The sequence below is a fragment of the Pseudomonas fluorescens genome, assembly GCF_040448305.1.
Lineage (GTDB): Bacteria > Pseudomonadota > Gammaproteobacteria > Pseudomonadales > Pseudomonadaceae > Aquipseudomonas > Aquipseudomonas fluorescens_BH.
Genome location: NZ_CP148752.1, coordinates 998528 through 1021015, shown reverse-complemented (window position 1 = coordinate 1021015; position 22488 = coordinate 998528). Strand labels below are relative to the sequence as shown.

Annotated in this window: 23 protein-coding genes; 4 read left to right on the top strand and 19 right to left on the bottom strand. The window is 59.5% G+C overall.

Features of this window, described 5'->3' with window-relative positions; all coding sequences use genetic code 11:
* The first annotated feature begins 214 nt into the window (after positions 1–214).
* Entirely contained in the window at positions 215–1645 is a 1431-nt protein-coding gene (locus WHX55_RS04585; protein ID WP_353742126.1) for a PLP-dependent aminotransferase family protein, read from the top strand.
* A 243-nt stretch (positions 1646–1888) separates the two neighbouring features.
* Here WHX55_RS04585 and WHX55_RS04580 read toward each other — a convergent pair whose 3' ends face one another.
* The 10 genes from WHX55_RS04580 to WHX55_RS04535 form a co-directional block, all read right to left on the bottom strand.
* A complete protein-coding gene (locus tag WHX55_RS04580; RefSeq protein ID WP_353742125.1) occupies positions 1889–2689 on the bottom strand; it encodes an N-acyl homoserine lactonase family protein in 801 nt (266 codons plus the stop codon).
* 14 nt (positions 2690–2703) lie between these two features.
* Positions 2704–3663, bottom strand: a complete 960-nt coding sequence (locus tag WHX55_RS04575) for a diiron oxygenase (RefSeq protein WP_353742124.1) — start codon at positions 3661–3663, stop codon at positions 2704–2706.
* 67 nt (positions 3664–3730) lie between these two features.
* On the bottom strand, positions 3731–4489 hold the full coding sequence (locus WHX55_RS04570; RefSeq protein WP_353742123.1) for a TauD/TfdA family dioxygenase: 759 nt from the start codon (positions 4487–4489) through the stop codon (positions 3731–3733).
* 18 nt (positions 4490–4507) lie between these two features.
* On the bottom strand, positions 4508–5383 hold the full coding sequence (locus WHX55_RS04565) for a branched-chain amino acid aminotransferase (protein WP_353742122.1): 876 nt from the start codon (positions 5381–5383) through the stop codon (positions 4508–4510).
* A 31-nt stretch (positions 5384–5414) separates the two neighbouring features.
* The gene (locus WHX55_RS04560) at positions 5415–6755 is read right to left on the bottom strand and encodes a lysine 2,3-aminomutase (RefSeq protein WP_353742121.1); all 1341 of its coding nucleotides are present in this window, start codon (positions 6753–6755) and stop codon (positions 5415–5417) included.
* Positions 6756–6787: 32 nt separating this feature from the next.
* A complete protein-coding gene (yfcF, locus tag WHX55_RS04555) occupies positions 6788–7432 on the bottom strand; it encodes a glutathione transferase (RefSeq protein WP_150758058.1) in 645 nt (214 codons plus the stop codon).
* A gap of 242 nt (positions 7433–7674) precedes the next feature.
* Positions 7675–8160 (bottom strand): cupin domain-containing protein, encoded by a 486-nt coding sequence (locus WHX55_RS04550; RefSeq protein WP_353742120.1) that lies wholly within the window; start codon positions 8158–8160, stop codon positions 7675–7677.
* Between the two features lie 83 nt (positions 8161–8243).
* Positions 8244–8738, bottom strand: a complete 495-nt coding sequence (locus WHX55_RS04545) for a RidA family protein (RefSeq protein ID WP_150727357.1) — start codon at positions 8736–8738, stop codon at positions 8244–8246.
* Between the two features lie 48 nt (positions 8739–8786).
* Entirely contained in the window at positions 8787–10067 is a 1281-nt protein-coding gene (locus WHX55_RS04540; protein WP_353742119.1) for a biotin carboxylase, read from the bottom strand.
* Positions 10068–10109: 42 nt separating this feature from the next.
* Complete coding sequence (locus tag WHX55_RS04535; protein WP_353742118.1) at positions 10110–11210, bottom strand: hypothetical protein; 1101 nt, start codon at positions 11208–11210, stop codon at positions 10110–10112.
* A gap of 148 nt (positions 11211–11358) precedes the next feature.
* On the opposite strand from WHX55_RS04535, the gene WHX55_RS04530 reads away from it, so the two are divergent.
* Both WHX55_RS04530 and WHX55_RS04525 read left to right on the top strand, forming a co-directional pair.
* Positions 11359–12777, top strand: a complete 1419-nt coding sequence (locus tag WHX55_RS04530) for a PLP-dependent aminotransferase family protein (protein ID WP_353742117.1) — start codon at positions 11359–11361, stop codon at positions 12775–12777.
* Positions 12778–13400: 623 nt separating this feature from the next.
* Positions 13401–13679, top strand: a complete 279-nt coding sequence (locus tag WHX55_RS04525) for a DUF3077 domain-containing protein (RefSeq protein ID WP_015093561.1) — start codon at positions 13401–13403, stop codon at positions 13677–13679.
* 101 nt (positions 13680–13780) lie between these two features.
* Here WHX55_RS04525 and WHX55_RS04520 read toward each other — a convergent pair whose 3' ends face one another.
* The 7 genes from WHX55_RS04520 to cyoA all read right to left on the bottom strand — a co-directional run bounded on the left by WHX55_RS04520 (position 13781) and on the right by cyoA (position 19636).
* Entirely contained in the window at positions 13781–14233 is a 453-nt protein-coding gene (locus tag WHX55_RS04520) for a hypothetical protein (protein ID WP_150754928.1), read from the bottom strand.
* On the bottom strand, positions 14217–14426 hold the full coding sequence (locus WHX55_RS04515) for a hypothetical protein (RefSeq protein ID WP_150754929.1): 210 nt from the start codon (positions 14424–14426) through the stop codon (positions 14217–14219). The genes WHX55_RS04520 and WHX55_RS04515 overlap by 17 nt, the downstream gene beginning before the upstream one ends.
* A 363-nt stretch (positions 14427–14789) precedes the next feature.
* Positions 14790–15677 carry a heme o synthase gene (cyoE, locus tag WHX55_RS04510; protein WP_150754930.1) on the bottom strand — a complete coding sequence of 296 codons (888 nt, stop codon included), beginning with the start codon at positions 15675–15677 and terminating at the stop codon, positions 14790–14792.
* Between the two features lie 11 nt (positions 15678–15688).
* A complete protein-coding gene (gene cyoD / locus WHX55_RS04505; RefSeq protein WP_030128696.1) occupies positions 15689–16030 on the bottom strand; it encodes a cytochrome o ubiquinol oxidase subunit IV in 342 nt (113 codons plus the stop codon).
* Positions 16031–16654, bottom strand: coding sequence for a cytochrome o ubiquinol oxidase subunit III (locus WHX55_RS04500; RefSeq protein ID WP_150727363.1), 624 nt, complete (start codon positions 16652–16654; stop codon positions 16031–16033).
* Between the two features lie 3 nt (positions 16655–16657).
* Positions 16658–18688, bottom strand: coding sequence for a cytochrome o ubiquinol oxidase subunit I (gene cyoB / locus WHX55_RS04495; protein WP_150727364.1), 2031 nt, complete (start codon positions 18686–18688; stop codon positions 16658–16660).
* Between the two features lie 3 nt (positions 18689–18691).
* Entirely contained in the window at positions 18692–19636 is a 945-nt protein-coding gene (gene cyoA, locus WHX55_RS04490) for a ubiquinol oxidase subunit II (RefSeq protein ID WP_150672162.1), read from the bottom strand.
* A gap of 27 nt (positions 19637–19663) precedes the next feature.
* Between cyoA and WHX55_RS04485 the strand changes: the two genes are divergently transcribed.
* A complete protein-coding gene (locus tag WHX55_RS04485) occupies positions 19664–19924 on the top strand; it encodes a hypothetical protein (protein WP_150754932.1) in 261 nt (86 codons plus the stop codon).
* A gap of 551 nt (positions 19925–20475) precedes the next feature.
* Here WHX55_RS04485 and WHX55_RS04480 read toward each other — a convergent pair.
* Positions 20476–20985 (bottom strand): disulfide bond formation protein B, encoded by a 510-nt coding sequence (locus WHX55_RS04480; RefSeq protein WP_150727367.1) that lies wholly within the window; start codon positions 20983–20985, stop codon positions 20476–20478.
* A gap of 295 nt (positions 20986–21280) precedes the next feature.
* A complete protein-coding gene (gene hmpA / locus WHX55_RS04475) occupies positions 21281–22462 on the bottom strand; it encodes an NO-inducible flavohemoprotein (protein ID WP_150727368.1) in 1182 nt (393 codons plus the stop codon).
* Between the last annotated feature and the right edge of the window lie 26 nt (positions 22463–22488).

Here is a 22488-nt window from a genome sequence, read left to right as displayed (position 1 = left end):
TCCCTCGCCACAGATACTTCACAGCCCCACTCAAGAGCCCCGCCATCTGAGCGGGGCTTTTTATTGCCCGTGATTCGGGCAAAACCGCGATTACTCTTCCAGTATCGACGCAGAACACCACTTCCCTTCACCCATGAGCACCACGGGTCCGCCTGCGGGGAGCGTCAACTCACTTTCCAGCCCAGACCTCAGTGGTGCAACTGCCGAGGTCATCATGAACACGCCCCCCTTGTATCGCCAGTTGGCCAACCACTACCTGGACGCTATCCGCAGCGGCACCCTGAAAACCGGTGAACGCCTGCCCTCGATCCGGTTGATGATGGAGAAACACGCCGTCAGCCTGTCGACCGCCGTGCAGGTGTGCCGGGAACTGGAAGACTGCGGTGTGCTGGAGGCCCGTCCGCGCTCCGGCAACTACATTCGCCAGCCCGACACCCTGCCCAGGTCCGCCCCGATTGCCCTGGCGCCAGCGCTGGATACCCGCGCGTATGTCGGCATTCATGAACAAGTCTGCGCGGTGCTCAAGGCCAGTCAGCGCGCAACGATCAAGGTCAACTTCGCCAGCGCCTACTGCGCGCCTGAGCTTTATCCGCTCAAGACCCTGCAAGACAACATGATCAAGTCGCTGCGCTACAACGCCTGCCTGCTCGGCACCGCGGGCGGCGCCTGCGGCAACAGCGCATTGCGCAACATCCTGGCCCGGCGGGCACTGGCCAGCAAGACCCACCTGGCCCCCGAGCGGATCGTGATCACCAACGGTGCCACCGAAGCGATCAACCTGGCCTTGCGTGCGGTCACCCGCCCCGGCGACACCGTGGCCGTGGAGTCGCCGACCTTCTACGGTCTGCTGCAAATTCTCGAAAGCCTGAACCTGCGCGTGCTGGAAGTCCCGGCCTCGGCCCACACCGGGCTCAATCTGCAGGCCCTGCAACGGCTGCTGCAAGGCCCCGAACGGGTCAAGGCGCTGATCGTCATTCCCAACCTGCAAAACCCGCTGGGCAGCATCATGCCCGACGCCAACAAGGCGCGGCTGGTGAAACTGTGCGCCGAGCACAACACCGTGCTGATCGAGGACGACACCTACGGCGACCTGGTGGACACCGAGCAGCCGCTGTCCACGCTCAAACATTGGGATAGCACCGACAACGTGATCTATTGCGCCTCGCTGAACAAAACCCTGGCACCGGGCATGCGCCTGGGCTGGATCAGCGCCGGCAAATGGCACGACCGCGTGGAGATGCTCAAGCATGCGCAGTCGCGGGGGTGCGAGGCGTTATCGCAACTGGCGGCCAGCGAATTCATGCGTACACCGTCCTACGAGCGTTACCTGCGGCGGTTGAGGAAAACCCTGACCCAGCAACGTCAACAGATGAGCGAGGCGATTACTCGCTACTTCCCCCTCGGCACCCGCGTGAACAATCCCCAGGGCGGCACGTTGTTATGGGTTGAACTGCCTCGCCGGCATTCGTCCATCGCGTTTTTTCACGAGGCGCTGAAGGTCGGCATCCAGATTTCCCCTGGGGATATCTTTTCCAATGCCAGGCGCTTCGATCACTTTGTGCGCATTGGCTGTGGCGCGCCGTATTCGCCGCGGATTGATGAAGCCGTGCTGACCTTGGGCCGCTTGCTCCAACATCAGGGTTGACCGCGATTCTGTAGGAGTGAGCCTGCTCGCGATAGCGGTGGATCAGACACATCAATGTTGAATATGCCGCCGTCTTCGCGAGCAGGCTCGCTCCTACAAGGGATTTTCGGTGAACACAACATCGGTGAACGACAGCTATCAACTGTGGGAGCGAGCCTGCTCGCGATGGCGGTGTATCTGTCACATCAATGTTGGATGTGCCGCCGTCTTCGCGAGCAGGCTCGCTCCCACAGGGGGTTGTGGTCAGTTCGGAGGTTGGTGCAGGCAAATGATATGTGGGTCGTCATTCCAGTGCGGGAAACGCTCGGCGATCAGCGGGTCGTGGCCGGGGATGACGTGGTCTTCGCTGTCGGCCAGGCGGTCGATCTCGGTGAAGGCTTCGAGGGTTTTCGCCAGGTCATCGAGAATCGGGAACGGACTGCGCTGACGAATGTTGACCCACAAATGCGCGGCATCCGAGGCCAGCACAATCCAGCCGCGCCCGGTATTGACCCGCACCACCTGGCTGCCCGGCGTATGCCCGCCAACCGGGTGCAAGGTCACGCCGGGAGCTACCTCGACAACACCGTTGTGCAAACGCATCCGCCCTTCGAACAACGGTGGCAGCGCCGACATCACGTCCTCGACTTCGTAGGTTTTGTTCACCGTGGGATGGGCCATTTTCGGCCCGGTGCAGAAACGCAGTTCCGCTTCCTGCAGATGCACGGTCGCTTTCGGGAACAGCCCGAGGTTGCCGGCATGATCCCAGTGCAAATGGGTCAGGATCAGGTGCTCGATCTGCGCCGGATCGATCTCCAGTTGCCGCAGGGATTCTTCCGGCAGGCGATACATCTGGCGATTGCGCCGCTCCGCCGTGGCCGGTTGGAAACAGGTGTCGACCACGATCACCTGCTGCTCGTTGCGGATGACCCAGAAGTAGTAGTCCAGCGGCATCGGCGCATTCGGATCACCGCAGCAGGCGTCGTAGAGAAAGTTCTCCCTGGCGGTGCGCTGGGCGTTTGCGCCGACACGAATAGCGAACACTTCGTACACAGGAGCAGACATGGACACCTCCGGGTTCAGGCGACCGCCGTGGTTTTGAGGGTCGGACGGAAGTCAAAATCGATCTGGTCGCTGATGCCCAGATCCTGTGCCAGCTTATGCAGGCCACTGTAGTCGCGCATGATGGTCGCGTTCTTGTTGCTCTCGCGGGTGTCGGCAATGATCAGCGCCGCATCCTCGACCCCGAGCTGCGTCAGAATCGCCTCCCACATCGAGTAGTCCTGAGCGATAAAAGCACTCAGCGCCACCGACAGGTTGCGTGCGAAAAATTCCCGCTGGATGGGCTGCATGTTCGCGTACATGACCTTGGACACTTCGGCCAGCACCTTGCTGTGGGCGTACTCGTCACGGTTGTGCAGCTCGGCCACCCTGCGGTTCTGTGGCTGGATGGTCTGGTCGTCCGCCAGCAAGTCCAGGTAGGCGTTGACGCTGATCTCGGCCACCACCGCAAAGGTGATCGCCGCCAGATCCCGCTGCCATTGCTCGGGCAGTGCTTCACGCTGGGCTTTAAGGCGCAGGTACGTGACGGACGGTGGCAAGTCCAGATCCTGATCCAGCGCCCGGTCCACCTTGGTCCGCTCGATGGCGCGCAGGTGCATCAGCGTGTGGTAGTGCTCGTCGATCAGGGTCTGTTGCATGGCCTCGCGAAAGTGCCAGTCATCCTTGCCCAGGTACTGATTGGCGATGACACTCAGCGCCGGATTGACCACATGTTCCTCGGCGGTGACGGTGCGCAGGTTGTAGCCGATCCAGCCCCAGGTCACCACGCTGCTCTTGAGTTCGTCGCTCAAGGCCTGGAATTTCGGATGATGGAAGAACGGCACCATGCACTCCGGGTAATCCGGGCGCGCCGGGTCGAACTCTTCATTGACCTGAGCCCTGTCCGGCGAACACACGGTGGCGCGCTTGGTCCAGGCCTGGTTGAGCCGCACGATCAGTTGATGATCGACCTGGGCGATCTCGATTGCTGTCTGCATGACGCGATACCTGTAAGACGCGTACCCGCCGAGGGGTACGCCAAAAGAATGAAAGGCGCCGGAAAAATCAGGCCAGCCAATAGCGGGTCAGGTTGCGCGCCGGGTCAGTGTAACGACTGCGGGCGTGGATCATTCGCCAGTTGTCCCAAATCAGCAGGCATCCGTCGGGAATCAGCACCGGAACGTTGTGCTCGACGAAGTACGCTTCGCCGAGCACGGCAAACCTGGCCAGCGGCGAGGTGCTGTTGGCGACCAGCGATTGCTGCAGGGCCTCCTTGGACGGGTTCACGTCGCCGTAGTGAAACTGGTTGTAGCTGAAGCGGAAAATATCCCCGTCTTCCGTAGGCGTGAGGATGTATTCCTTGACCCGCCGCTGTCCCGGCTCGCCGGGTTTGGCGGTGGCGACAAATTCTACCGGCGTGTCATCCAGCCACTCCCGCAGTTGCCGTTCGCTGTGTTCGAGGGACTTGAGAAATTCGTAACCGTCCACCAATCCGGTGTGCCCGCCACCGCACGTGGCCTGTTTATGGCAATGCAACGCCAGATAGCGTGGCGGCGGGCCGTACACCGGCGCTTCAGTGTGCGGGCCGATGCCGTTCATGCTCTGGGAATACGGCAAGTCTTCGTAACCCGGCTTGCGGGTAATGGGAAAGGCCATCTGGCCGTTGAACTGCGGAATGATCGGGCCGAATTCGCACAAGGTGCCTACGACATCATCGGCAAATTCGTCGGGGGTCAGCACTGTCCAGCCCAACGTCGACAGTTCTTCATGACGATGGCCGAGCGAAATGCAAGGTTGAGACGCAACAATCCCTTGGTCTGACATGGTGAGATTCCTGGCGGGTTATCCGGCGTTGACGGTTGAGGTGTACGCGGCGATGAAGTCGCGGCAGGCGTCACCCGGTCGATAGTGCTGCTCATCGATGCACTGCACCGGGGTGATTTCGGCGGCGGTGCCGGTGAGAAAACACTCATCGAAGTCGCCAAGCTCTGTAGGCAAAATCGTGCGTTCGACCACCTGGTAATCCAGCGCCTTGGCCAGCTCGATCACGGTCTGGCGGGTGATGCCGTTGAGGAAGCAATCCGCTGTCGGGGTCTGCAGCGTCCGGCCTTTGGCGAAGAACACATTGGCGCTGGTGGCTTCGGCAACGTGACCGCGCCAGTCGAGCATCAGCGCATCGTGGTAACCCGTATTCTCGGCGTCGTGCTTGCTCAGCGTGGCGATCTGGTAATGCCCGGAGGCCTTGGCTTCGAACGGGCTGCTGTTCGGTGGTGGGCGGCGCCAGGTCGCGGTTTTCAAGCGGATGCCGGCCATGCGCGCGGCCGGGTCGAAATAGCTCGGCCACTGCCAGCACGCGATGGCCACGTGCACACGGTTGAAACGCGCCGAGGTGGAAATCATCTCGCTGCCGCGCCAGGCCACCGGGCGCAGATAACCGTCGACGACCTGGTTGCGTTGCAGCAGTTCGTGGCTGGCCGCCTCCAGTTCAGCCAGCTCAAAGGGGATGGCAAAGTCCATCAGGTGCGCCGAGCGATACAAGCGCTCGCTGTGTTCGCGCAGCTTGAAGATCCTGCCGTTGTAGACCCGCTCGCCTTCATACACGGTGCTCGCGTAATGCAGGCCATGGGTCAGCACATGCAACTGCGCCCGGGACCACTCGACGAACTCGCCGTCGAGCCAGATAACGCCCTCGCGCTGATCAAACGGGATACTGCTCATATCCATATCTCCCCATTGTTCATGAAATTTCCTACGCCGTTTCCAGCAACACCGGTATCAATTCCGGCACGGCGGTGAGCTCGGTCTGAAAGAAGAACGCACGCTCGCCGAAGGCCGGTTGCAGGTCGTCAAACCAGGTCACCTGCGGATCGAAGCGCGCGTAGAACGTGCGCAATACCCATTGCGGATTGCGTGCCTGGAGGAACTGCAAGACAAAGACCCTTTCCCCGGCGACGGTCTCGATGCCGTTGATCAACACCTTGCCGTAGAAGGTGCTCATGGACGGCCCGCGCACCGTACGCGCCAGCCCCGACACCGTGCGGTACGCCGCCTGGAAGATCTCGAAGGCCCGGGCCAGCGGCATTGCGAAGTAGTGGCTGGGGCCGGTGTCGCGTTCGACGAACATGTAATAAGGCACCGCCCCGAGCCGCACACCTTCGGTCCACAGCGCGGCCCAATCCGCGGGGTTTTCGTTGATGTGGCGGATCAGCGGCGCCTGCATGCGTACCGTCGCCCCCGTCGAGCGAATGCGCTCGATGGCCTGGCGGGCGATGGCCTGGCGGATCTCCACCGGGTGGTTGTAGTGGCCCATGATCGACAGGTTTTTCCCCGCCGCGACGATGCGCTGGAACAGCTCCAGCAGCTCAGGCGCATCCTTGTCGCTGACAAAACGCTGCGGCCAGTACGCCACGGACTTGGTGCCGATGCGGATGTTCTTCAGGTGTGGCAACTCCAGCAGCGGCTCGATGTAACCGGCCAGGGAGCGGGTGTTCATGATCATCGGGTCGCCGCCGGTAATCAGCACGTCGGTCACTTCGGTGTGCACCCTCAGGTAACTGACCAGCTCCTGGGACTCACGGGCGTTGAACTTGAGTTCTTCCTCGCCGATGAACTGCGCCCAGCGGAAACAGAAGGTGCAGTACGCGTGACAGGTCTGGCCGGCGCCGGGGAAAAACAGCACGGTCTCGCGGTACTTGTGCTGGATGCCCGGCAGGACTTTGCCATTGAGGGTGACACCGTTGTGGGTCAACTGCCCGGCCGGATGCGGGTTCATGCGCCGCCAGATCGCCTCGATCCGACGCTTGATCGCCGCGCTGTCATCCTGCTCGATCAGTTGTTTGAGCGAGGCATATTCCTCTATCAGCAACATGTCCTTGTGGGGAAAGGTCATGCGGAAAATGGGATCGTCCGGAATGTTGTTCCAGTCGATCAATGTGCCCAACACGTATTCGTTGGTGCGAAACGGCATGACCCTGGCCACCACGGTCATGGCCTCCTGCAACGCCGGCGTCAGCTTGTGCCAGTACGGTGAGTCGCGGATGGTGCGTGAGTTATAGGGTTTGTAGCGTTCGTGCTCCGACAGTCCTTGCATGGCCGCGCTCCTGGTGATTGCCCTGAGTGTTGTTACGCGATGGCCGGCGCTTTGCGCTCTATGTCCATCCACGCCCGGACGCTGTCGCGATCCCACTGGCGGCGCACATACGCCGCGAGCCGTGCCGGCACCGGATCGCCGTTGGCAACCAGTCGGTTGAGCATGATTGCAAGGTCGGTGTCGGCAATGCTCCAGTCGCCGAACAGATGCTCGGCGCCCTCTTCCAGCAAATGCCCGGCGACGAAGAACAGGCGCTCGACGGCAGCTTGTGCCTCGTCGGACAGCGCGGTGTTTTTCTTGCCGAAGTACACCAGGTCGAACGGGCGCTCCTTGCGCACCACCAGCAAGTCACTGCGCAACCAGGCCTGCAATTGACGGGCACGGGCGCGCTGCTGGAGGTCCTGCGGGTAGAGTTTTTTATGCCCCGGGGAGAGTTCATCGAGGTATTCGGCAATCGCCGATGATTCCGCCAAGGCAAAATCGTCGTGAACTAACGTTGGAATTTTGCAAGTCAGCGAAAGATCGCGATAACTCGCCAGATAGTTTTCGCGCGCTTTTAGATCAACAGTAACAAGTTCAAATGAAAGTTGCTTCTCCTTGAGCGCCACAAAAGCAGACATCGCAAAAGCGCTGACATGATCGGCGCCGACATACAGTTTTAGCTTCCTGTTTTCCATAGAACACTCCATTCACTGACTGCAGGGATCAACGTGCATTGGAAGTGATCGTAGTTAGTTGCATTAAGGCTGAATAGATACAGAATTTGTCCGTTTCAATCGATACAGAAAGTTGTTTTCCACAGATGGATACGCAGCCAAAACCCCGGCAATAACGCTGCAAAAGGCGATAACGGGGCAGGTCTGAAAAACAAAAAAGGGAGCCGACGAAGGTGGGCTCCCTAGGTTTATGCGGTGGGAAATTACGGCTGGGTGGTGATCAGGCCATGGCTGTCGGCGAAGTTCGAAAGCAGTGCCATTTGCGGCATGTTGCTCATGTTCAGCATCGCCAAAGGCTCGTGTCTGCTGGTGTTGACGAAGCCGTGCTTGGTCCAGGCCGGCACCAGCAGCACGTCGCCATTGCTGACGTTGACCCCGTCGGCATCGCCGAGGGTCAACACACCGCTGCCGCACTGGATGACAAACAGATGCCACCAGGAATGGGCATGGCCATTGAGCGTCACACCGGGGTTCAGCCATTGCATGGCGATCGCCATGCCAGGCGTCACTTCACAGCCTTCAATGCTCTTGTCGTGAGCCAATGCGACAATATCAACGTCGCTGGCTTCAAGGGTCTGACGCATGCCCGCCAGTTCAGTGCCTTTCCATACCTTGGGACTTGGCGTTCGATGGTGCAGGCTCTGACGAAAGTCCTTATATGAAAAAAACGCACCTTGAAAGTTATCCATTCGCACGTCCTTTCTTTTTATTTCCCATACTTTATCGCTAAACCTTAAGTTAACGGTTCAGCACTGTAAAGTCGGGAAAGAACTTACAAAACCGAGGGGCGCAAGGCGGCGATCATGTCCACTTCTATCGCGGCATTCTTGGGTAACTGATAAACACCCACCGTGGTGCGGGTATGTTTACCGGCATCGCCCAGCACATGGCTGAACACATCCGAGGCGCCGTTGGCCACCTCGCTCAAATCGACAAAATCCGCCGTGGACTTCACATAGACCGTTACCCGGATCAATGACTTGATCTTGTCCAGCGAACCAATGGCATCGACGATCAACGCCAGCCCGCGCATCGCGCTGATGCTGGCGGCCGCTTGCGCATCGGCCAAGCTGAGGTCCAGCCCGACGCGGCCGGGGTAATGGATCTTGCCGTTCATGCGCGGTACCAGACCGCTGATGTACAACTCATCGTGATGGCGGATCAGCGGTGCGTAATGCCCGCCTGCGGTGTTTTCGCCGTAGATGTCATAACCAAACTCTTTGGCCAGGGCGATGAAGCGTTCATCGCAGGTCATGTGCTGGATCATTGATCGAACCCTCTTAATCAGTAATGCAAAAAACGGGTGCTTGCGGGCTCAGCACACGGCGCGGGTGGCCGGTGCCAGGCAAGTCACCTCAATGCGTGACTCAATCGCCTCGGCCAGACGCAACAGGTCGTTGCTCAGTTGCCCGTAGTGTTCGTTGAACAACACGATGTGGCCGATGAATGAGAAGTTGTCCTTGATCTGCGCGCTGACCGAGTCACCGACACGCTTGGCGTACTGGCCCTCCACCAGGTCGATACGCAGGGCGCGGGCGAGGGCCTCGATGTCAGGCATCGCGCGCAAGATGCCGCCGGCCGGCGCCCTGAGCAGACGAATGCCGCAGTAGCCGCGGGCCACTGGCTCGTGCTGTTCGGTCTGGCCTTCCACCGCCCAGCGCACCCAGCGTTCCCACGGATCGAAATTGACGAAGGCGCGTTTGGCCAGGTCCCAGATATGCATGCCACCGGGGCGCATGTTGGTTTCCACGGCCGAGGTCAGGTTGTCGCTGCGCAGGAACACTTCGTTGTGCCAGGCCCCATTGTCCCGGGACACCAGGCCCGCCATATGCCGACCGGCTGCCATCAAACGCGCCTGTACCTCAGCCGCAAGCGGTGCGGGCACGACTTGCTGGATCTCTGCGCGGTAGGCGCCTTCGGTGGTGGTTTTTTCAGTCACCCAGGTGCTGCCGGCCACGCAGTCCCAACTGTATTCGCGGGCGTTCTGCACCAGTTCTTCAAGAACGATGCCGCCTTCGCGGTAAGGCTTCAGGGCGAGCCAGGCATCCTCGCATTCCGAAGGGTGATGGATGACACGACAGCCCCGGCTCGCGCCTTCGCAGGCCGGCTTGATGAAGGCTTTTCCGCCCAGTTCGACGACGCGCTGGCGCAGTTCCGACAGGCTTGCGACCCGCGCGGAAAACACCGGCCGGTATTCTTCGGGGGCGGTGCTGGCCGCCGCTTCGAGTTGGCGGAAGATCTGCTTGTCCAGGCCCGCCCGCGCTTCGCCTGGGGTAATGCCCGGCAGGTCGAAATGACTGGCCAGCGCCGCACCGAGCAGCACGCCGCGATCGGAGAACGGCAGTACGCCGATCAGCTTCCAGCTGTCGGCATTCAGGCACCCCACCACCAGTTCAAGGGACGCCGCCACATCGTCTTCGGCCAGTGAAGTGCTGCAGACGTGATCGGCCACCTGGTCGTCATCGGGCTGAATCTTCTCGACCAGCAGGATGAGCCTGGCGTTGTAGAGCGACTTGCACAGCTCGCGCAGTTTCTGGATGTCGTGCACCCGATTACCGTTGTAACCGACCACTACTACGCATGAAGTCGTATTCATAATGCCCCCGACCTGCAAGGTGAAATCCGCAACGGCGATGACTCAGTCATGCAACGACGCATTGGATTTACGGTTGAGCCAATACCAGGCCAGGATCCCTGCGGCACCGATGGCGGCCAGCACCAGCGCGTTGTACGGCGCCGGTACCACCCGCATGATCAACACGGTCAGACCGGCCCCCACCCCCAGGGACACTTCCTTGACGAACATGTTGTTCTGCTTGACCGAGAAGTAATCGAGGTAGCTGAAGGCGCATTCGGCGATGGACAGCAGCGCCACCCAGACCAGCGCCCCGGCGAGGGTTTCGACGTGGAACGCGGCAGGCGAAGACAGCACCGCAAAGCCGCCGACGATGATCGCGATCACCGCCACGACCTTGAAGCGCCCGGTGCGCTCGATCAGCTTCATCACCGGCACCTGGGCGAAGACCACCACGGCGCTGTTGAGGATCAGCATCAGGCCGTACCAGGCCGGCAGCTCGCCGGTCTTGAGCAGGATCGCCTGTGGCAGGATCGAGAACACCCCGAACAGCTTGATGCCCATGATGATCCCGGCGATCACCCAGGGCAGTTTGTTGCCCCAGTTGCTGCCGGCCTGACTGGCTGGGCGGGCTACCAGCGGTTCGGAGGTGAAGGTCGCGCCGAGGGCGATCGGCAGGCACAGCAACACGAACGCCGCCGCACCGAGGAAAAACATCGTAGGCGTGAGAAGAGGCGACAGCAGGATCAAACCGGCCACCAGGCTGCCCATGTTCATGGCCACGCGGTTGTAGGCCGCGCCTTCCTTGGTCTGGGCCGCTTCGCTCTTGATCAGGTAACCGGCAATGGCGATGCCGTAGGCAAACAGCGCGGCAGCAAACATCACCATGCCTTGATTACTGGTCAGCGCCAGCAACACCAGGCCAAGGCCGGCACACAGCAGCGTGACGCTCAGGGAACGTCGGCCAAGCACCAGTAAAGTCAGGGGCAACAGCAACAACAAGGCGCGATATCCAAGGGCCAGGATGCTGTTGGTGGCCGTGTCGAGCCAAACGTTGGCCTTGCCCAGCACCGCGAACAGCGAGACGGCGGTGATGATCCGGATCGTGAATAACCGCAGGTTAATGACCGGTTTAGCCACCGCGACCGTTGTTTCGACACTCATGCAACACCTCAGGAACCGGGTGAATGCCCGCCGACAAAGGCTGACATTCAGAAAAGTCTGTAAGGGCATGGTAGAGAGAGAGGCTTGTCCTGATCAGTGCAAGTTCGTATAGAATCCAACGAACTTTACTGCCGGAGAGACCAGTAAAATGCAGGTTCAACGTGCAGTCATTGCCGCCATTGAATTCCAGCCCGGCGTGCCGCTGGTGCAGCAGATCGTCGATCAACTGACCCAGGCGATCAGCACCGGCGGCCTGCCCCACGGCGCCAAGCTGCCGCCGATTCGCGAACTCTCCGACTTGATGAACGTGGGCAAGTCCACGGTGGTCGATGCGCTGGACCGCATGCGGGCCAAGGGGCTGGTGGTGTCTCGCCAGGGCTCCGGGCATTACGTGCATCGCTCCGAAGCGGCGCTGAAAAGTGGCACCGGCCCGGACCTGCAACCCCAGGACACCCTCAGCGTGATTCGTCGCGCCTTGCTGCTGGACAACGGCACGCTGCGCCCCGGCTGCGGCTTTCTGCCGACCTCATGGCTACCCGCCGAAGAATTGCAGAAAGCCGTGCGCAGTACCCTGCGAGCAACGTCGTTGCGCATGGGCGAGTACGGCGTGGCCGGCGGTTACCTGCCGTTGCGCCAGGCCCTGCGGGTGAAACTGGCGACCTTCGGCATCGAAGCGCCGGTGGACCAGATCATCACCACCGCCAACACCATGCAGGCCATCGACCTGCTGATGCGCCTGCTGGTCAAACCCGGCGACACCGTGCTGCTCGATGACCCCTGCTACTTCAACATGCACGCCAACCTGGCGCTGCACGGGGCCAAAGTCATCACCATCGCCCGGGATTGCGACGGCATGGACCTCGACGCCTTCGAGCAACTGTTGATCGCCCACAAACCCGTGCTGTACATGACCAACAGCACACTGCATAACCCCACCGGCCACTCGTTCACCCCGGCCCAGGTCTACCGCTTGCTGGAACTGAGCCACCGCCATGGCTTGCACATCGTCGAAGACGATCTGTACTGCGACATCCAGCAACGCCGCACCCCGCGCCTGGCGGCCAGCGGGCTGGACAACGTGAGTTATGTGTCGGGCTTCTCCAAGACCCTGACCGCCAACAGCCGCGTCAGCTACACCGTACTGTCACCGCAACTGGCGGCACGCATGGTCGCCCTGAAAATGGCCTGCGGCGGGGTGACGTCGGAACTGGCAGAGCAGATTACCTGCACCATGCTCAGCGATGGCAGCTATGCCAAACATGCGCGGCGCACGGTGGATCGGTTGTATGAATCCAATAGTCGTGTGGCGGGTTGGCTTGCACAGGCTGGGTGTTCGCTTTCCTCGTTGCCCGGCGAAGGCGTGTTTATCTGGGCACGGTTGCCGGACGGCTTGCATGCCGAGAACCTGGCTCGCCAGGGGTTGGAGAACAATATGGTATTGGCGCCGGGCACCTTGCTGAGCAAAGGGCCGGATGCCAGCCAGTTCCTGCGATTCAATGTGGCCCACAGCGACAGCTTGCAGGTGCGGGAGCGGTTTTTCCGGTTGCTGGACACACAAGGTAAATAACTGACAGTCACCGATCCTGTGGGAGCGAGCCTGCTCGCGAAAAGGCCGTCACAGCCAATATCCATATCGCCTGACACACCGCCTTCGCGAGCAGGCTCGCTCCCACAGGGGACCAGCGTCGTGCCCGGTATCCGCGATGACCACTAACCATTGTGGGAGCGAGCCTGCTCGCGATGAGGCCGTCACATCCAGCATCAATATTGCCTGACACACCGCCTTCGCGAGCAAGCCCGCTCCCACAGGGATTGCGGTGTCCAATGAGATCCTCGGCCACCAGATCGCTACGATTGCCGAGCTCATCCTTGCCGGCTAACTTCGCCCGGTCGCTGCCAATTCAGCGACCGGGCCTGAGAACCCGGGTAAGATGCCACGCAGCTACGCCCCACGATTGTTGGCGTTTTTCTACGCCTGAATTTTCGTGTTATGGCGGCTGTGTGTGGGAGACCTTAGGGTCTGCCGGGTCCTGCATCTCCGGTTTCTCAGCCTGCGCACAGCTGCCACCCATTTGCCTGAGAACGAACGGGACAGCTTCACTTATGCAGGAGTTACAAATGAACGCTATCGATCCGTCTGCTACACCAGTCATGCCCCTCCACCTCCCAACCAACAAGAGGTGAAGCCCAATGACCAATCCCCAAGACCTCAAAACCATCGGCCTCACCCCGTTCTCCTACCACGCCAACGAACCCCTGTTCCGCATCAACGCCGGTGTCCCGGTGATCGAAGCCCTCTACCACGCCTCCGACCTGCTCCACCTCGCCAAATTGCTCGCCTCAGACGCCGCCATGGTTCGCGACTCCGACCGACACGCTTGGGCCTCACATTTTTTGCAGGACATGAGCAAGGCAATCATCGATGACGTGGTGAAGGTACTCGACGCCCCGTGTAACAACCGCGCGTAAATGAAAAAGCCCCACCGTTCTCTCGAAAGGAGGGGCTTTTGCGCTGCAGGCCGTTTCAACTTTTGAACCAAACGATACAACCTCTTCGCTGCAACCAGAGCTCAGGAAAACATGGCGCGCTGCTCAGCTTCGTAATGCCGGGTCTGAAAAGGCATGAGGGCTTGAGCTTTTAGGCCGAGGCCCTCACTCAACCCCCAAGAGACAGCGAGTTCATCACGGCGTCGACGCAGTGGCGTGATGGTTTGTAGCATCACGGCTTGCACGGAAGTCGAATGTGCAAAAAGCTCGAGGACATTGAGAGTTTCCGACACCCGGAGATCGGACAAGCAAGTAAATCGAGTGAATCGTTCAAGCAGATAGCCAGCGCGCCGAACCTCCACGTCGTCAGTGTGCCGAGTCAAAAAAGCGGTTACCTCGCTTTCAAGATTTGAGTCCGAGTACCAGACAGCTTTGGCGGCGCTCACGAGAGCAGCGTCATCCGCTTGATTCAAAGGTCTTTTTACCAGCGTGTCCAGGGCGGATGAGAGGACGTGGCCGCTATGGGGCTTCGTCATCTGTGCTCTCCAGATAATCATGCAAAATATTAGTGAGAACGGAGATTGGTGGCTCCTCAATATGAACGTGTTCTTGCGTACCAATATCAGTGGTCCGCACGTCTTCCACCGCATTGCGACGCATGACTTCGCGTTGAGCGCTCATTTCTTCAACGCCCTGGATCAACTCGTCAAATAGGTTACGTTCTCTCATTCAGCCCCACTTTCCTGTCATCGAAGACGAATACGTTGCCGCTGTCTTTTGCCTCAACGATCTATCAATTGACGAGAGAGACCTTACCCGAGCAACGCAGGTGCTGGCGTTAGGACGTTTCCTAAATGCCATGTTCCGTTTTCCTCAATGACTCATGACACAGGGGTTGCGCCGAACCCGTTTGGCCAGACGACTATGGTTCGTGCCTGAAACACCGCGTCGCTGCCATCGCGAGCAGGCTCGCTCCCACAGGTGATCGGGGTTGCATTCAACATTGGCGGCAACCCGGTCCAGCAGAAAGCCCCCAACAAAAAGCCCCGCTCTTCTCTCGAAGGCGGGGCTTTTCAATTCAGCATCCGACGCTTAAGGCGCGTACGTCAGCAACAACTCCGCCGGCACTTTGAAGTCCAGGGACATCATCACGCTCAACGCGGTAATGGTGAAGATCGAGAACACGAACAGCTTGCGTGCCCAGACCGTGTCATCCACTGCCTTGTAGCCGGTCCAGGCCATGTACAGCCAGTACATGCCCATGGCTGCGGCGACGGCGAGGTAGCTCATGCCGGCGTAGCCGCTGAAGGTCAGCATCAAGGTCGCCACGAGGAAGGCCAGGATGTAGATCAGGATGTGCTTCTTGGCCACCTGGATGCCGCGCTTCACTGGCAGCACCGGAATCGATGCGGCCAGGTAATCGTTGAAGCGGAAGATCGCGATGGCGTAGGAATGCGGCATCTGCCACAGGCTGAACATCACCAGCAGGGTCAGTGCGGCCATGTCGAAGGTGTTGCTGACTGCGACATAACCGATCACTGGCGGCATGGCGCCCGACAGACTGCCCACCAGCGTACCGTGAACCGACTTGCGCTTGAGGTACAGGCTGTAGAAGCCGACGTAGATCACGAAGCCGATCACCGCGAACAAGGCGGCCAACGGGTTGGCCACCTTGTACAACAGCGCAACGCCGGCGACACCCAGGACGGTCGCATAGATCAGGGCCAGCTTCAGGGAGATGAGGCCCTGGACCAGTACCCGGTTCTTGGTGCGTTCCATCTTGATGTCGATGTCGCGGTCGATGCAGTTGTTGAACACGCAACCGGAGGCAACCACCAGGGACGTGCCGATCATGGCGGCCAGGAAAATGGCCAGATCGACATGCCCTTTGGAGGCCAGGAAAAATCCGCCTGCCACAGAAAGCACGTTACCGAAAATGATCCCCGGTTTGGTGATTTGGATAAAGTGCTTGAGGGACATGCGGACTTACCTCACTTCGCCATCATGAACGTGTGGATGCTGAACATGATCCACAGCGACAGGCCAACCAGCAGGACGATCACGATCGCGGCGAAGACAAACGCAATCACGTTGTTTCGCTGCGCGGCCGAACGGTCCAGGTGCAGGAAGTACACCAGGTGCACCAGTACCTGGACGATCGCGAACGCCAGGACGATCAACAGGGTGATCGACTTCGGCAGCGTCGGGTACATCACCAGACCGAATGGAATGACGGTCAGGATCACCGACAGGATGAAGCCGATGGCGTACGACTTGTAGCTGCCGTGACCGGCGTCGTCGTGGCCATGGTGGGAATGAGCTGGGTTAGCCATTTACATAGTCCCCATCAGATAAACAACGGTGAATACGCAGATCCAGACGACGTCCAGGAAGTGCCAGAACAGGCTCAGGCAGCTCAGACGGGTCTTGTTGGTCGAGGTCAGGCCATGCTTGTTGACCTGATACATCATGATCGCCATCCAGATCAGACCGCTGGTCACGTGCAGACCGTGGGTACCGACCAGGGTGAAGAACCCGGACAGGAAGCCGGAACGGCTAGGGCCGTAGCCTTCGGAGATCAAGATGTGGAACTCGTTGATCTCCATGCCGATGAAGCCCAGGCCGAACAGGAAGGTCATGGCCAACCAGCCCAGGACCTGCTTCTTGTTGCCCCGGTAGAACGCCAGCATGGCGAAGCCGTAGGTGATCGAACTGAACAACAGCAGAGCGGTTTCGCCCAGCACGTATGGCAGTTCGAAGATGTCGTGACCCGACGGGCCACCCGCTACGTTGTTAACCAGTACCGCGTACACCGCGAAGATCGACGCAAACAGAATGCAGTCGGTCATCAGGTAGAGCCAGAAACCGTATACGGTCATCTCGCCCGAGTCGTGGTGGTGGTCATCGTGCCCATGGTCACCATGGGCGTGTCCAGCATTGGTCACTAAATTCGACATGGTTTAAGCCTGTTCCAACGAGGTTTCAACACGGGTGGCGGTGGCCGGGACTTTCCCTGCCGCTACCAGACGCTTGTGCTGCTCGGCTTCGATGCGCTCGATCACGTCGACCGGCACCATATAGCCTTGATCATCACGGGCCGCGTGGATCACGAAGTAGATCACGGTGCCGGCCAGGCTAGCGATTGCCAGCCACCAGATGTGCCAGATCATCGCGAAACCGAACACGGTCAACAGCGCGCCCATGACCACACCGGTGGCGGTGTTGTTAGGCATGTGGATCGGCTGGTACTTGGCCGGAGCCTTGTACGCGGTGCCGTTTTCCTTGGCTTCGGTGAACGGGTCGATGCAGTCGGCTTTCGGCAGCACGGCGAAGTTGTAGAACGGAGGTGGCGACGAGGTCGACCATTCCAGGGTGTGTGCATTCCACGGGTCGCCGTGTTCGCACATGTTTTCCGGCTTGTTGCGGTCACGCACGCTGACGTACAGCTGGATCAGCTGGCAAGCGATACCCACGGCGATCATCACCGCACCGAACATGGCGACGTACAGGTACGGCACCCACTCAGGGTTGGTGGTGGCGTTCAGGCGACGGGTCATGCCCATGAAGCCCAGAGCGTAGAGCGGCATGAATGCGACGAAGAAGCCCGAGATCCAGAACCAGAACGCTGCCTTACCCCAGCCTTCGTGCAGCTTGAAGCCGAACGCTTTAGGGAAGTAGAACGCGAAACCGGCGATGTAACCGAATACCGCACCGCCGATGATCACGTTGTGGAAGTGCGCGATCACGAACAGGCTGTTGTGCAGTACGAAGTCGGCACCCGGGATGGCCAGCAGTACGCCGGTCATGCCGCCAATGGCGAAGGTCACCATGAAGCCCAGGGTCCACAGCACCTGGCTGGTGAAACGCAGACGGCCCTGGTAGATGGTGAACAGCCAGTTGAACAGCTTTACACCCGTCGGGATGGAAATCAGCATCGTCGCCAGACCGAAGAAGGCGTTGACGCTGGCACCCGAACCCATGGTGAAGAAGTGGTGCAGCCAAACCATGAAGCCCAGGATCGAGATTGCGCCCGATGCGTAGACCATCGAGTGGTGGCCGAACAGTTTCTTGCCGGTGAAGGTCGAGATGACTTCGGAGAAGATACCGAACGCTGGCAGGATCAGGATGTACACCTCAGGGTGACCCCACGCCCAGAACAGGTTCACGTACATCATCGGATTGCCACCAAGTTCATTGGTGAAAATGTGGAAATCCATGTAACGGTCAAGCGTCAGCAGTGCCAGGGTAGCGGTCAGGATCGGGAACGAAGCCACGATCAGGACGTTGGCCCAGGTGCAGGTCCAGGTGAAGATCGGCATGTCCATCAGCTTCATGCCAGGGGTACGCATTTTCAGCACGGTGGCCAGGAAGTTGACCCCCGTCAGCGTTGTCCCCAGACCCGATAGCTGTAGCGCCCAGATGTAGTAGTCCATCCCCACGCCAGGGCTGTATTGCAGGCCCGACAGCGGCGGATAGGCAACCCAGCCGGTCTTGGCGAATTCGCCGACGCCCAGGGACAGGTTGATCAGCACTACGCCGGAAACCAGCAGCCAGAAGCTCAGGGAGTTCAGGAACGGGTAGGCAACGTCACGCGCGCCGATCTGCAGCGGCACTGCAAGGTTCATCAGGCCGGTGAAGAATGGCATCGCCATGAAGATGATCATGATCACACCGTGGGCGGTGAAGATCTGGTCATAGTGTTCAGGTGGCAGGTAGCCAGGCGAACCCTCGGTGGCCATGGCCAGCTGGGTACGCATCATGATGGCGTCGGCAAAGCCGCGCAGCAGCATGACCATGGCGACGATGATGTACATCACGCCGATTTTCTTGTGGTCGACCGACGTCAGCCACTCGGTCCACAGGTAGGTCCACTTCTTGAAGTAAGTGATACCCGCGAACAGTGCCAGACCGCCGAGCGCGATCATGGCGATGGTCACCATTACGATCGGCTCGTGGAACGGGACCGCTTCCCAACTTAATTTACCAAACATCGTTTACTCCTCTGCCCCGGCAGCTGAATGCGCGTTCATGTCCATTCCTTGCGTAGCGGCCACTTCTTTCTCTTCTTTCTCGTGCTTCACTTTCGGACCCGGTTTCATGCCTTCGTACTTGTCGACGATGGTCTGGAACAGGTTCGGCGTCACCGAGGAGTAGAGCTCGACTGGGTTGTTCTGGCTCTGCTTGGCAAGGGCTGCGTATTCAGCTTGTTCAAGCTGTTTAGGTGCCTTTTTGACTTCGCTTACCCAGGCGTCGAAATCTTCCTGGGAAGTGGCGATCGCCTTGAATTTCATACCGGTGAAACCTGCGCCGCTGTAGTTGGCGGAGATACCGTCCATTTCAGCGTTTTCGTTGGCGATCAGGTGCAGCTTGGTCTGCATGCCCGCCATCGCGTAGATCTGGCCGCCCAGCGCAGGGATGAAGAACGAGTTCATCACGGCGTCAGAAGTGATCTTGAAGTTGATCGGGGTGTGCGCCGGGAACACGATCTTGTTGACCGTGGCGATGCCTTGTTCCGGGTAGATGAACAGCCACTTCCAGTCCAGCGCCACCACTTCAATGGTGATCGGCTTGACGTCGGATTCCAGCGGCTTGTACGGGTCAAGGGCGTGGGTCGACTTGTAGGTGACGTAACCCAGGGCAATGATGATCAGCACCGGAACAGCCCACACCGCGATCTCGATCTTGGTGGAGTGGTTCCATTTCGGGGTGTAGGTGGCATTGGTGTTGGACGCGCGGTATTTCCAGGCGAACAGGAAGGTCATGACGATGACCGGAACCACGACCAACAGCATCAGCAGCGTTGCGGTGATGATCAGGTTTCGCTCGTCCAGACCAACCTGGCCCTTGGGATTGAGCAAGGTCATGTTGCAGCCTGACAGCAACAACGTGCCGATCAGCGGCAATAAGCCTAGTAGTCTGGGGTACCTGTTTTTACTCATCTCACGACCTCTAAAGCAGCTTGCGCAATGCAGTTGGGTTTTGATCGCCAACACTTCACCCTGCCAAGGGTTGGCATTTTTCTTGGATTGAATAAGGGCATGCCCGTCGTGCGTCAGACGCTGTACGACAAATCCCGGGCCTGCGGTGAGTTCTTATTCGAATACGTGGTCAAAGGCCTTGTTACAGACCAATTCCATTTGGTGCGGGTAGTTGGAGGCTCCGACACCTGGGCATCGCATGAAGCCACCAGACCTCTCGACACCCTGTTTCTGCTCACCCCTGATTAAGATTTGAGCAGTGCCGGGAATTCAGTGCGGGCGATTGTAGATATGTAGCGTTTTATAAACCATGTCTCATCCCGAAATAATTTTTATCCGAACCGGCAACAATCATTACCCGTTTTCGCAAAAGTGGCGCATCTTATCGAAATTCATTCTCAACAAAAACACCAAAATAAGTAGGTCTTCCACCCACGGTTCAGACAGTATCGAGTCCCTCCTCTGTGCCCTTGACCTTGCCCAAGGCCCGATATGACGGGGGCTCCGGCCATTCGCCAGAGCCTGTTAAAACTGCCTGTTCGTGCCCGTAATGGAAAAAACCGCAAGCCTGCAAAACAACCCGATTTCGTTACGTTTCCATGTACCAATCGGGCCTCCTCGAACGCCCTGAGACGCCGACTCTGTGACAACATGTCGCACATGTGTCGCACCCTTGATTGCCGCCCGTCACGGTCTTTTTACCCGGCCTCTGAAATGCGCTGCGCAAGACAAAAAAAGCCCCGGCCCTCTCTTCGAGGACCGGGGCTTTTTTGTCCGACAATGCGTGGCGGCAGATGACCTCAGCGCAGCGCTTTGCGGTTACGCGAGGTCAGCAGCGGCACCAGCACCACGATCAGCACGAAGGCGACCAGCGCCCACTGCGCCAGTGACAGGCCGAGGATCGGCGGGTATGGCGTGGAGCAGAAACCGTCGACCTGGAAACCCAGCGGGAAGATCTTCGCCAGCGGCAAGTCATCGACAATCGGTTGCAGCACATCGATGCCACAGCTGACCGCCGGATAGAACTGCGTATAGACGTGATGCCCGGCAACGCCTGCACCTGCCACGGCACAGATCACCACCAGGGCTTCAAACACCGTGATGCTGCGACGGCTGCGCATGGCCGCGCCGATGAAGGCGAAGATCGCGATCAGCAGCAACGCGTAACGTTGCAGGATGCACAGCGGGCAAGGGGCCTCGCCCAGAACAATTTGCATGTACAGCGCGCCGCCGATCAGCGCCAGGCAAATGATGCCCAACAACACCAGGTAGCGCCGTTCACGCCCCAACCGCATGGATTCATCGCTCATCGCGTTTCCCTTCAAAATATCGATTACCCGCCAGTCTACACGCTGGCCCGGACCTTTGAGAGCCTGGAGCATGTGAGGGGGATTCGGGGGGGAATAGACGATAAGGCGGTTAAGAAGGGATTAACTTTCCAGCTTTTTTTCATTTCAGAACCGAGGTGAAGCAATCGCGGGCAAGCCCGCTCCCACAGGATTTGCGTCGATCCAGATTGATGTGAACGACACAAAACCTGTGGGAGCGTGGCTTGCCCGCGATGAAGGCGACGCGGTGAGCCTGCTGCCCCACCGCGCCAACCCCTTACTCCAGCGCCGCTGCCGGCCCGAAGAACTCATAACGGCTTTGCTTCTCCGGCACACCCAGTGCCTTGAGGTGGCGCTTGATGGACGCCATGAAACCTTTCGGCCCCAGGAAGTAAACATCCAGGTCACGCTGCTCCGGCAGCCATGCATGCAACTGCTGCTGGCTCAACAAACCGACCTTGTGCGCCGCCGGGCTCACGCCGTCGTCCTCGGAATAGCAATAAAAGCGCTTGAGTTGCGGGTGACGCTCAGCCAGGCCGTCGATCCAGTCGCGGAAGGCATGGACGCTACCGTTGCGCGCGCAGTGGATGAAATGCACCGGCCGCTGGGTCTCCAGCGCCGCTTCGAGCATCGCCAGGGTCGGGGTAATGCCGACGCCGCCACTGATCAGCACCAGTGGTTTGTCGCTGGCGGTCAGGATGAACTCGCCCGATGGCGGGAACAACTGGATGCTGGCGCCGACATGCAATTGGTCATGCAGGTAGTTGGAAGCGCGGCCACCGGTTTCACGCTTGACGCTGATGCGGTACTGGCCTTTGTTCGCCAGCGCCGACAGCGAGTAGTTACGACGGATCTCTTCACCGTCGAGGATCAGTTTCATGCCGATGTACTGGCCGGGCTCTGCCTCCAGGATCGGGCCTTTGTCCGCGGGTTCGAAGTAGAACGAGGTGATCTCGGCGCTCTCCTCGACCTTGTCCACCACGATGAATTCCCGCGCCCCGCGCCAGCCGCCCGGTGCCTGTTCTTTCTGGTCGTAGATGCTGGCTTCGGCACCGATCAGGATGTCTGCCAGTTGCCCGTAGGCCGCACCCCAGGCCGCGATCACTTCCGGGGTGGCAATCTCTTCACCCAGCACTTCGGCGATGGCCCGCAGCAGGCAGCTGCCGACAATCGGGTAGTGCTCCGGCAAAATCTGCAGGGCCACGTGCTTGTTGATGATTTTGGCCACCAGGTCACCCAACTGGTCGAGCTGGTCGATATGGCGCGCATACATCAATACGCCGTTGGCCAACGCACGCGGCTGATCACCGCTGGACTGGTGGGCCTGGTTGAACAGCGGGCGGACTTCCGGGTATTCGGAGAGCATCATGCGGTAGAAGTGCGTAATCAGCGCCTCACCACCGCTTTCGAGCAGCGGCACGGTGGATTTGACGATGGCACGGTCTTGAGCGCTCAGCATAAGGTGACTCCTGGTCTTCTTGGGTT

Excerpts from the sequence above, each read along its gene's own strand:
- WHX55_RS04585 (WP_353742126.1), top strand. The coding sequence starts at position 215 with ATGAACACGCCCCCCTTGTATCGCCAGTTGGCCAACCACTACCTGGAC.
- WHX55_RS04580 (WP_353742125.1), bottom strand. The coding sequence starts at position 2,689 with ATGTCTGCTCCTGTGTACGAAGTGTTCGCTATTCGTGTCGGCGCAAAC.
- WHX55_RS04575 (WP_353742124.1), bottom strand. The coding sequence starts at position 3,663 with ATGCAGACAGCAATCGAGATCGCCCAGGTCGATCATCAACTGATCGTG.
- WHX55_RS04570 (WP_353742123.1), bottom strand. The coding sequence starts at position 4,489 with ATGTCAGACCAAGGGATTGTTGCGTCTCAACCTTGCATTTCGCTCGGC.
- WHX55_RS04565 (WP_353742122.1), bottom strand. The coding sequence starts at position 5,383 with ATGAGCAGTATCCCGTTTGATCAGCGCGAGGGCGTTATCTGGCTCGAC.
- WHX55_RS04560 (WP_353742121.1), bottom strand. The coding sequence starts at position 6,755 with ATGCAAGGACTGTCGGAGCACGAACGCTACAAACCCTATAACTCACGC.
- yfcF (WP_150758058.1), bottom strand. The coding sequence starts at position 7,432 with ATGGAAAACAGGAAGCTAAAACTGTATGTCGGCGCCGATCATGTCAGC.
- WHX55_RS04550 (WP_353742120.1), bottom strand. The coding sequence starts at position 8,160 with ATGGATAACTTTCAAGGTGCGTTTTTTTCATATAAGGACTTTCGTCAG.
- WHX55_RS04545 (WP_150727357.1), bottom strand. The coding sequence starts at position 8,738 with ATGATCCAGCACATGACCTGCGATGAACGCTTCATCGCCCTGGCCAAA.
- WHX55_RS04540 (WP_353742119.1), bottom strand. The coding sequence starts at position 10,067 with ATGAATACGACTTCATGCGTAGTAGTGGTCGGTTACAACGGTAATCGG.
- WHX55_RS04535 (WP_353742118.1), bottom strand. The coding sequence starts at position 11,210 with ATGAGTGTCGAAACAACGGTCGCGGTGGCTAAACCGGTCATTAACCTG.
- WHX55_RS04530 (WP_353742117.1), top strand. The coding sequence starts at position 11,359 with ATGCAGGTTCAACGTGCAGTCATTGCCGCCATTGAATTCCAGCCCGGC.
- WHX55_RS04525 (WP_015093561.1), top strand. The coding sequence starts at position 13,401 with ATGACCAATCCCCAAGACCTCAAAACCATCGGCCTCACCCCGTTCTCC.
- WHX55_RS04520 (WP_150754928.1), bottom strand. The coding sequence starts at position 14,233 with ATGACGAAGCCCCATAGCGGCCACGTCCTCTCATCCGCCCTGGACACG.
- WHX55_RS04515 (WP_150754929.1), bottom strand. The coding sequence starts at position 14,426 with ATGAGAGAACGTAACCTATTTGACGAGTTGATCCAGGGCGTTGAAGAA.
- cyoE (WP_150754930.1), bottom strand. The coding sequence starts at position 15,677 with ATGTCCCTCAAGCACTTTATCCAAATCACCAAACCGGGGATCATTTTC.
- cyoD (WP_030128696.1), bottom strand. The coding sequence starts at position 16,030 with ATGGCTAACCCAGCTCATTCCCACCATGGCCACGACGACGCCGGTCAC.
- WHX55_RS04500 (WP_150727363.1), bottom strand. The coding sequence starts at position 16,654 with ATGTCGAATTTAGTGACCAATGCTGGACACGCCCATGGTGACCATGGG.
- cyoB (WP_150727364.1), bottom strand. The coding sequence starts at position 18,688 with ATGTTTGGTAAATTAAGTTGGGAAGCGGTCCCGTTCCACGAGCCGATC.
- cyoA (WP_150672162.1), bottom strand. The coding sequence starts at position 19,636 with ATGAGTAAAAACAGGTACCCCAGACTACTAGGCTTATTGCCGCTGATC.
- WHX55_RS04485 (WP_150754932.1), top strand. The coding sequence starts at position 19,664 with ATGCAGTTGGGTTTTGATCGCCAACACTTCACCCTGCCAAGGGTTGGC.
- WHX55_RS04480 (WP_150727367.1), bottom strand. The coding sequence starts at position 20,985 with ATGAGCGATGAATCCATGCGGTTGGGGCGTGAACGGCGCTACCTGGTG.
- hmpA (WP_150727368.1), bottom strand. The coding sequence starts at position 22,462 with ATGCTGAGCGCTCAAGACCGTGCCATCGTCAAATCCACCGTGCCGCTG.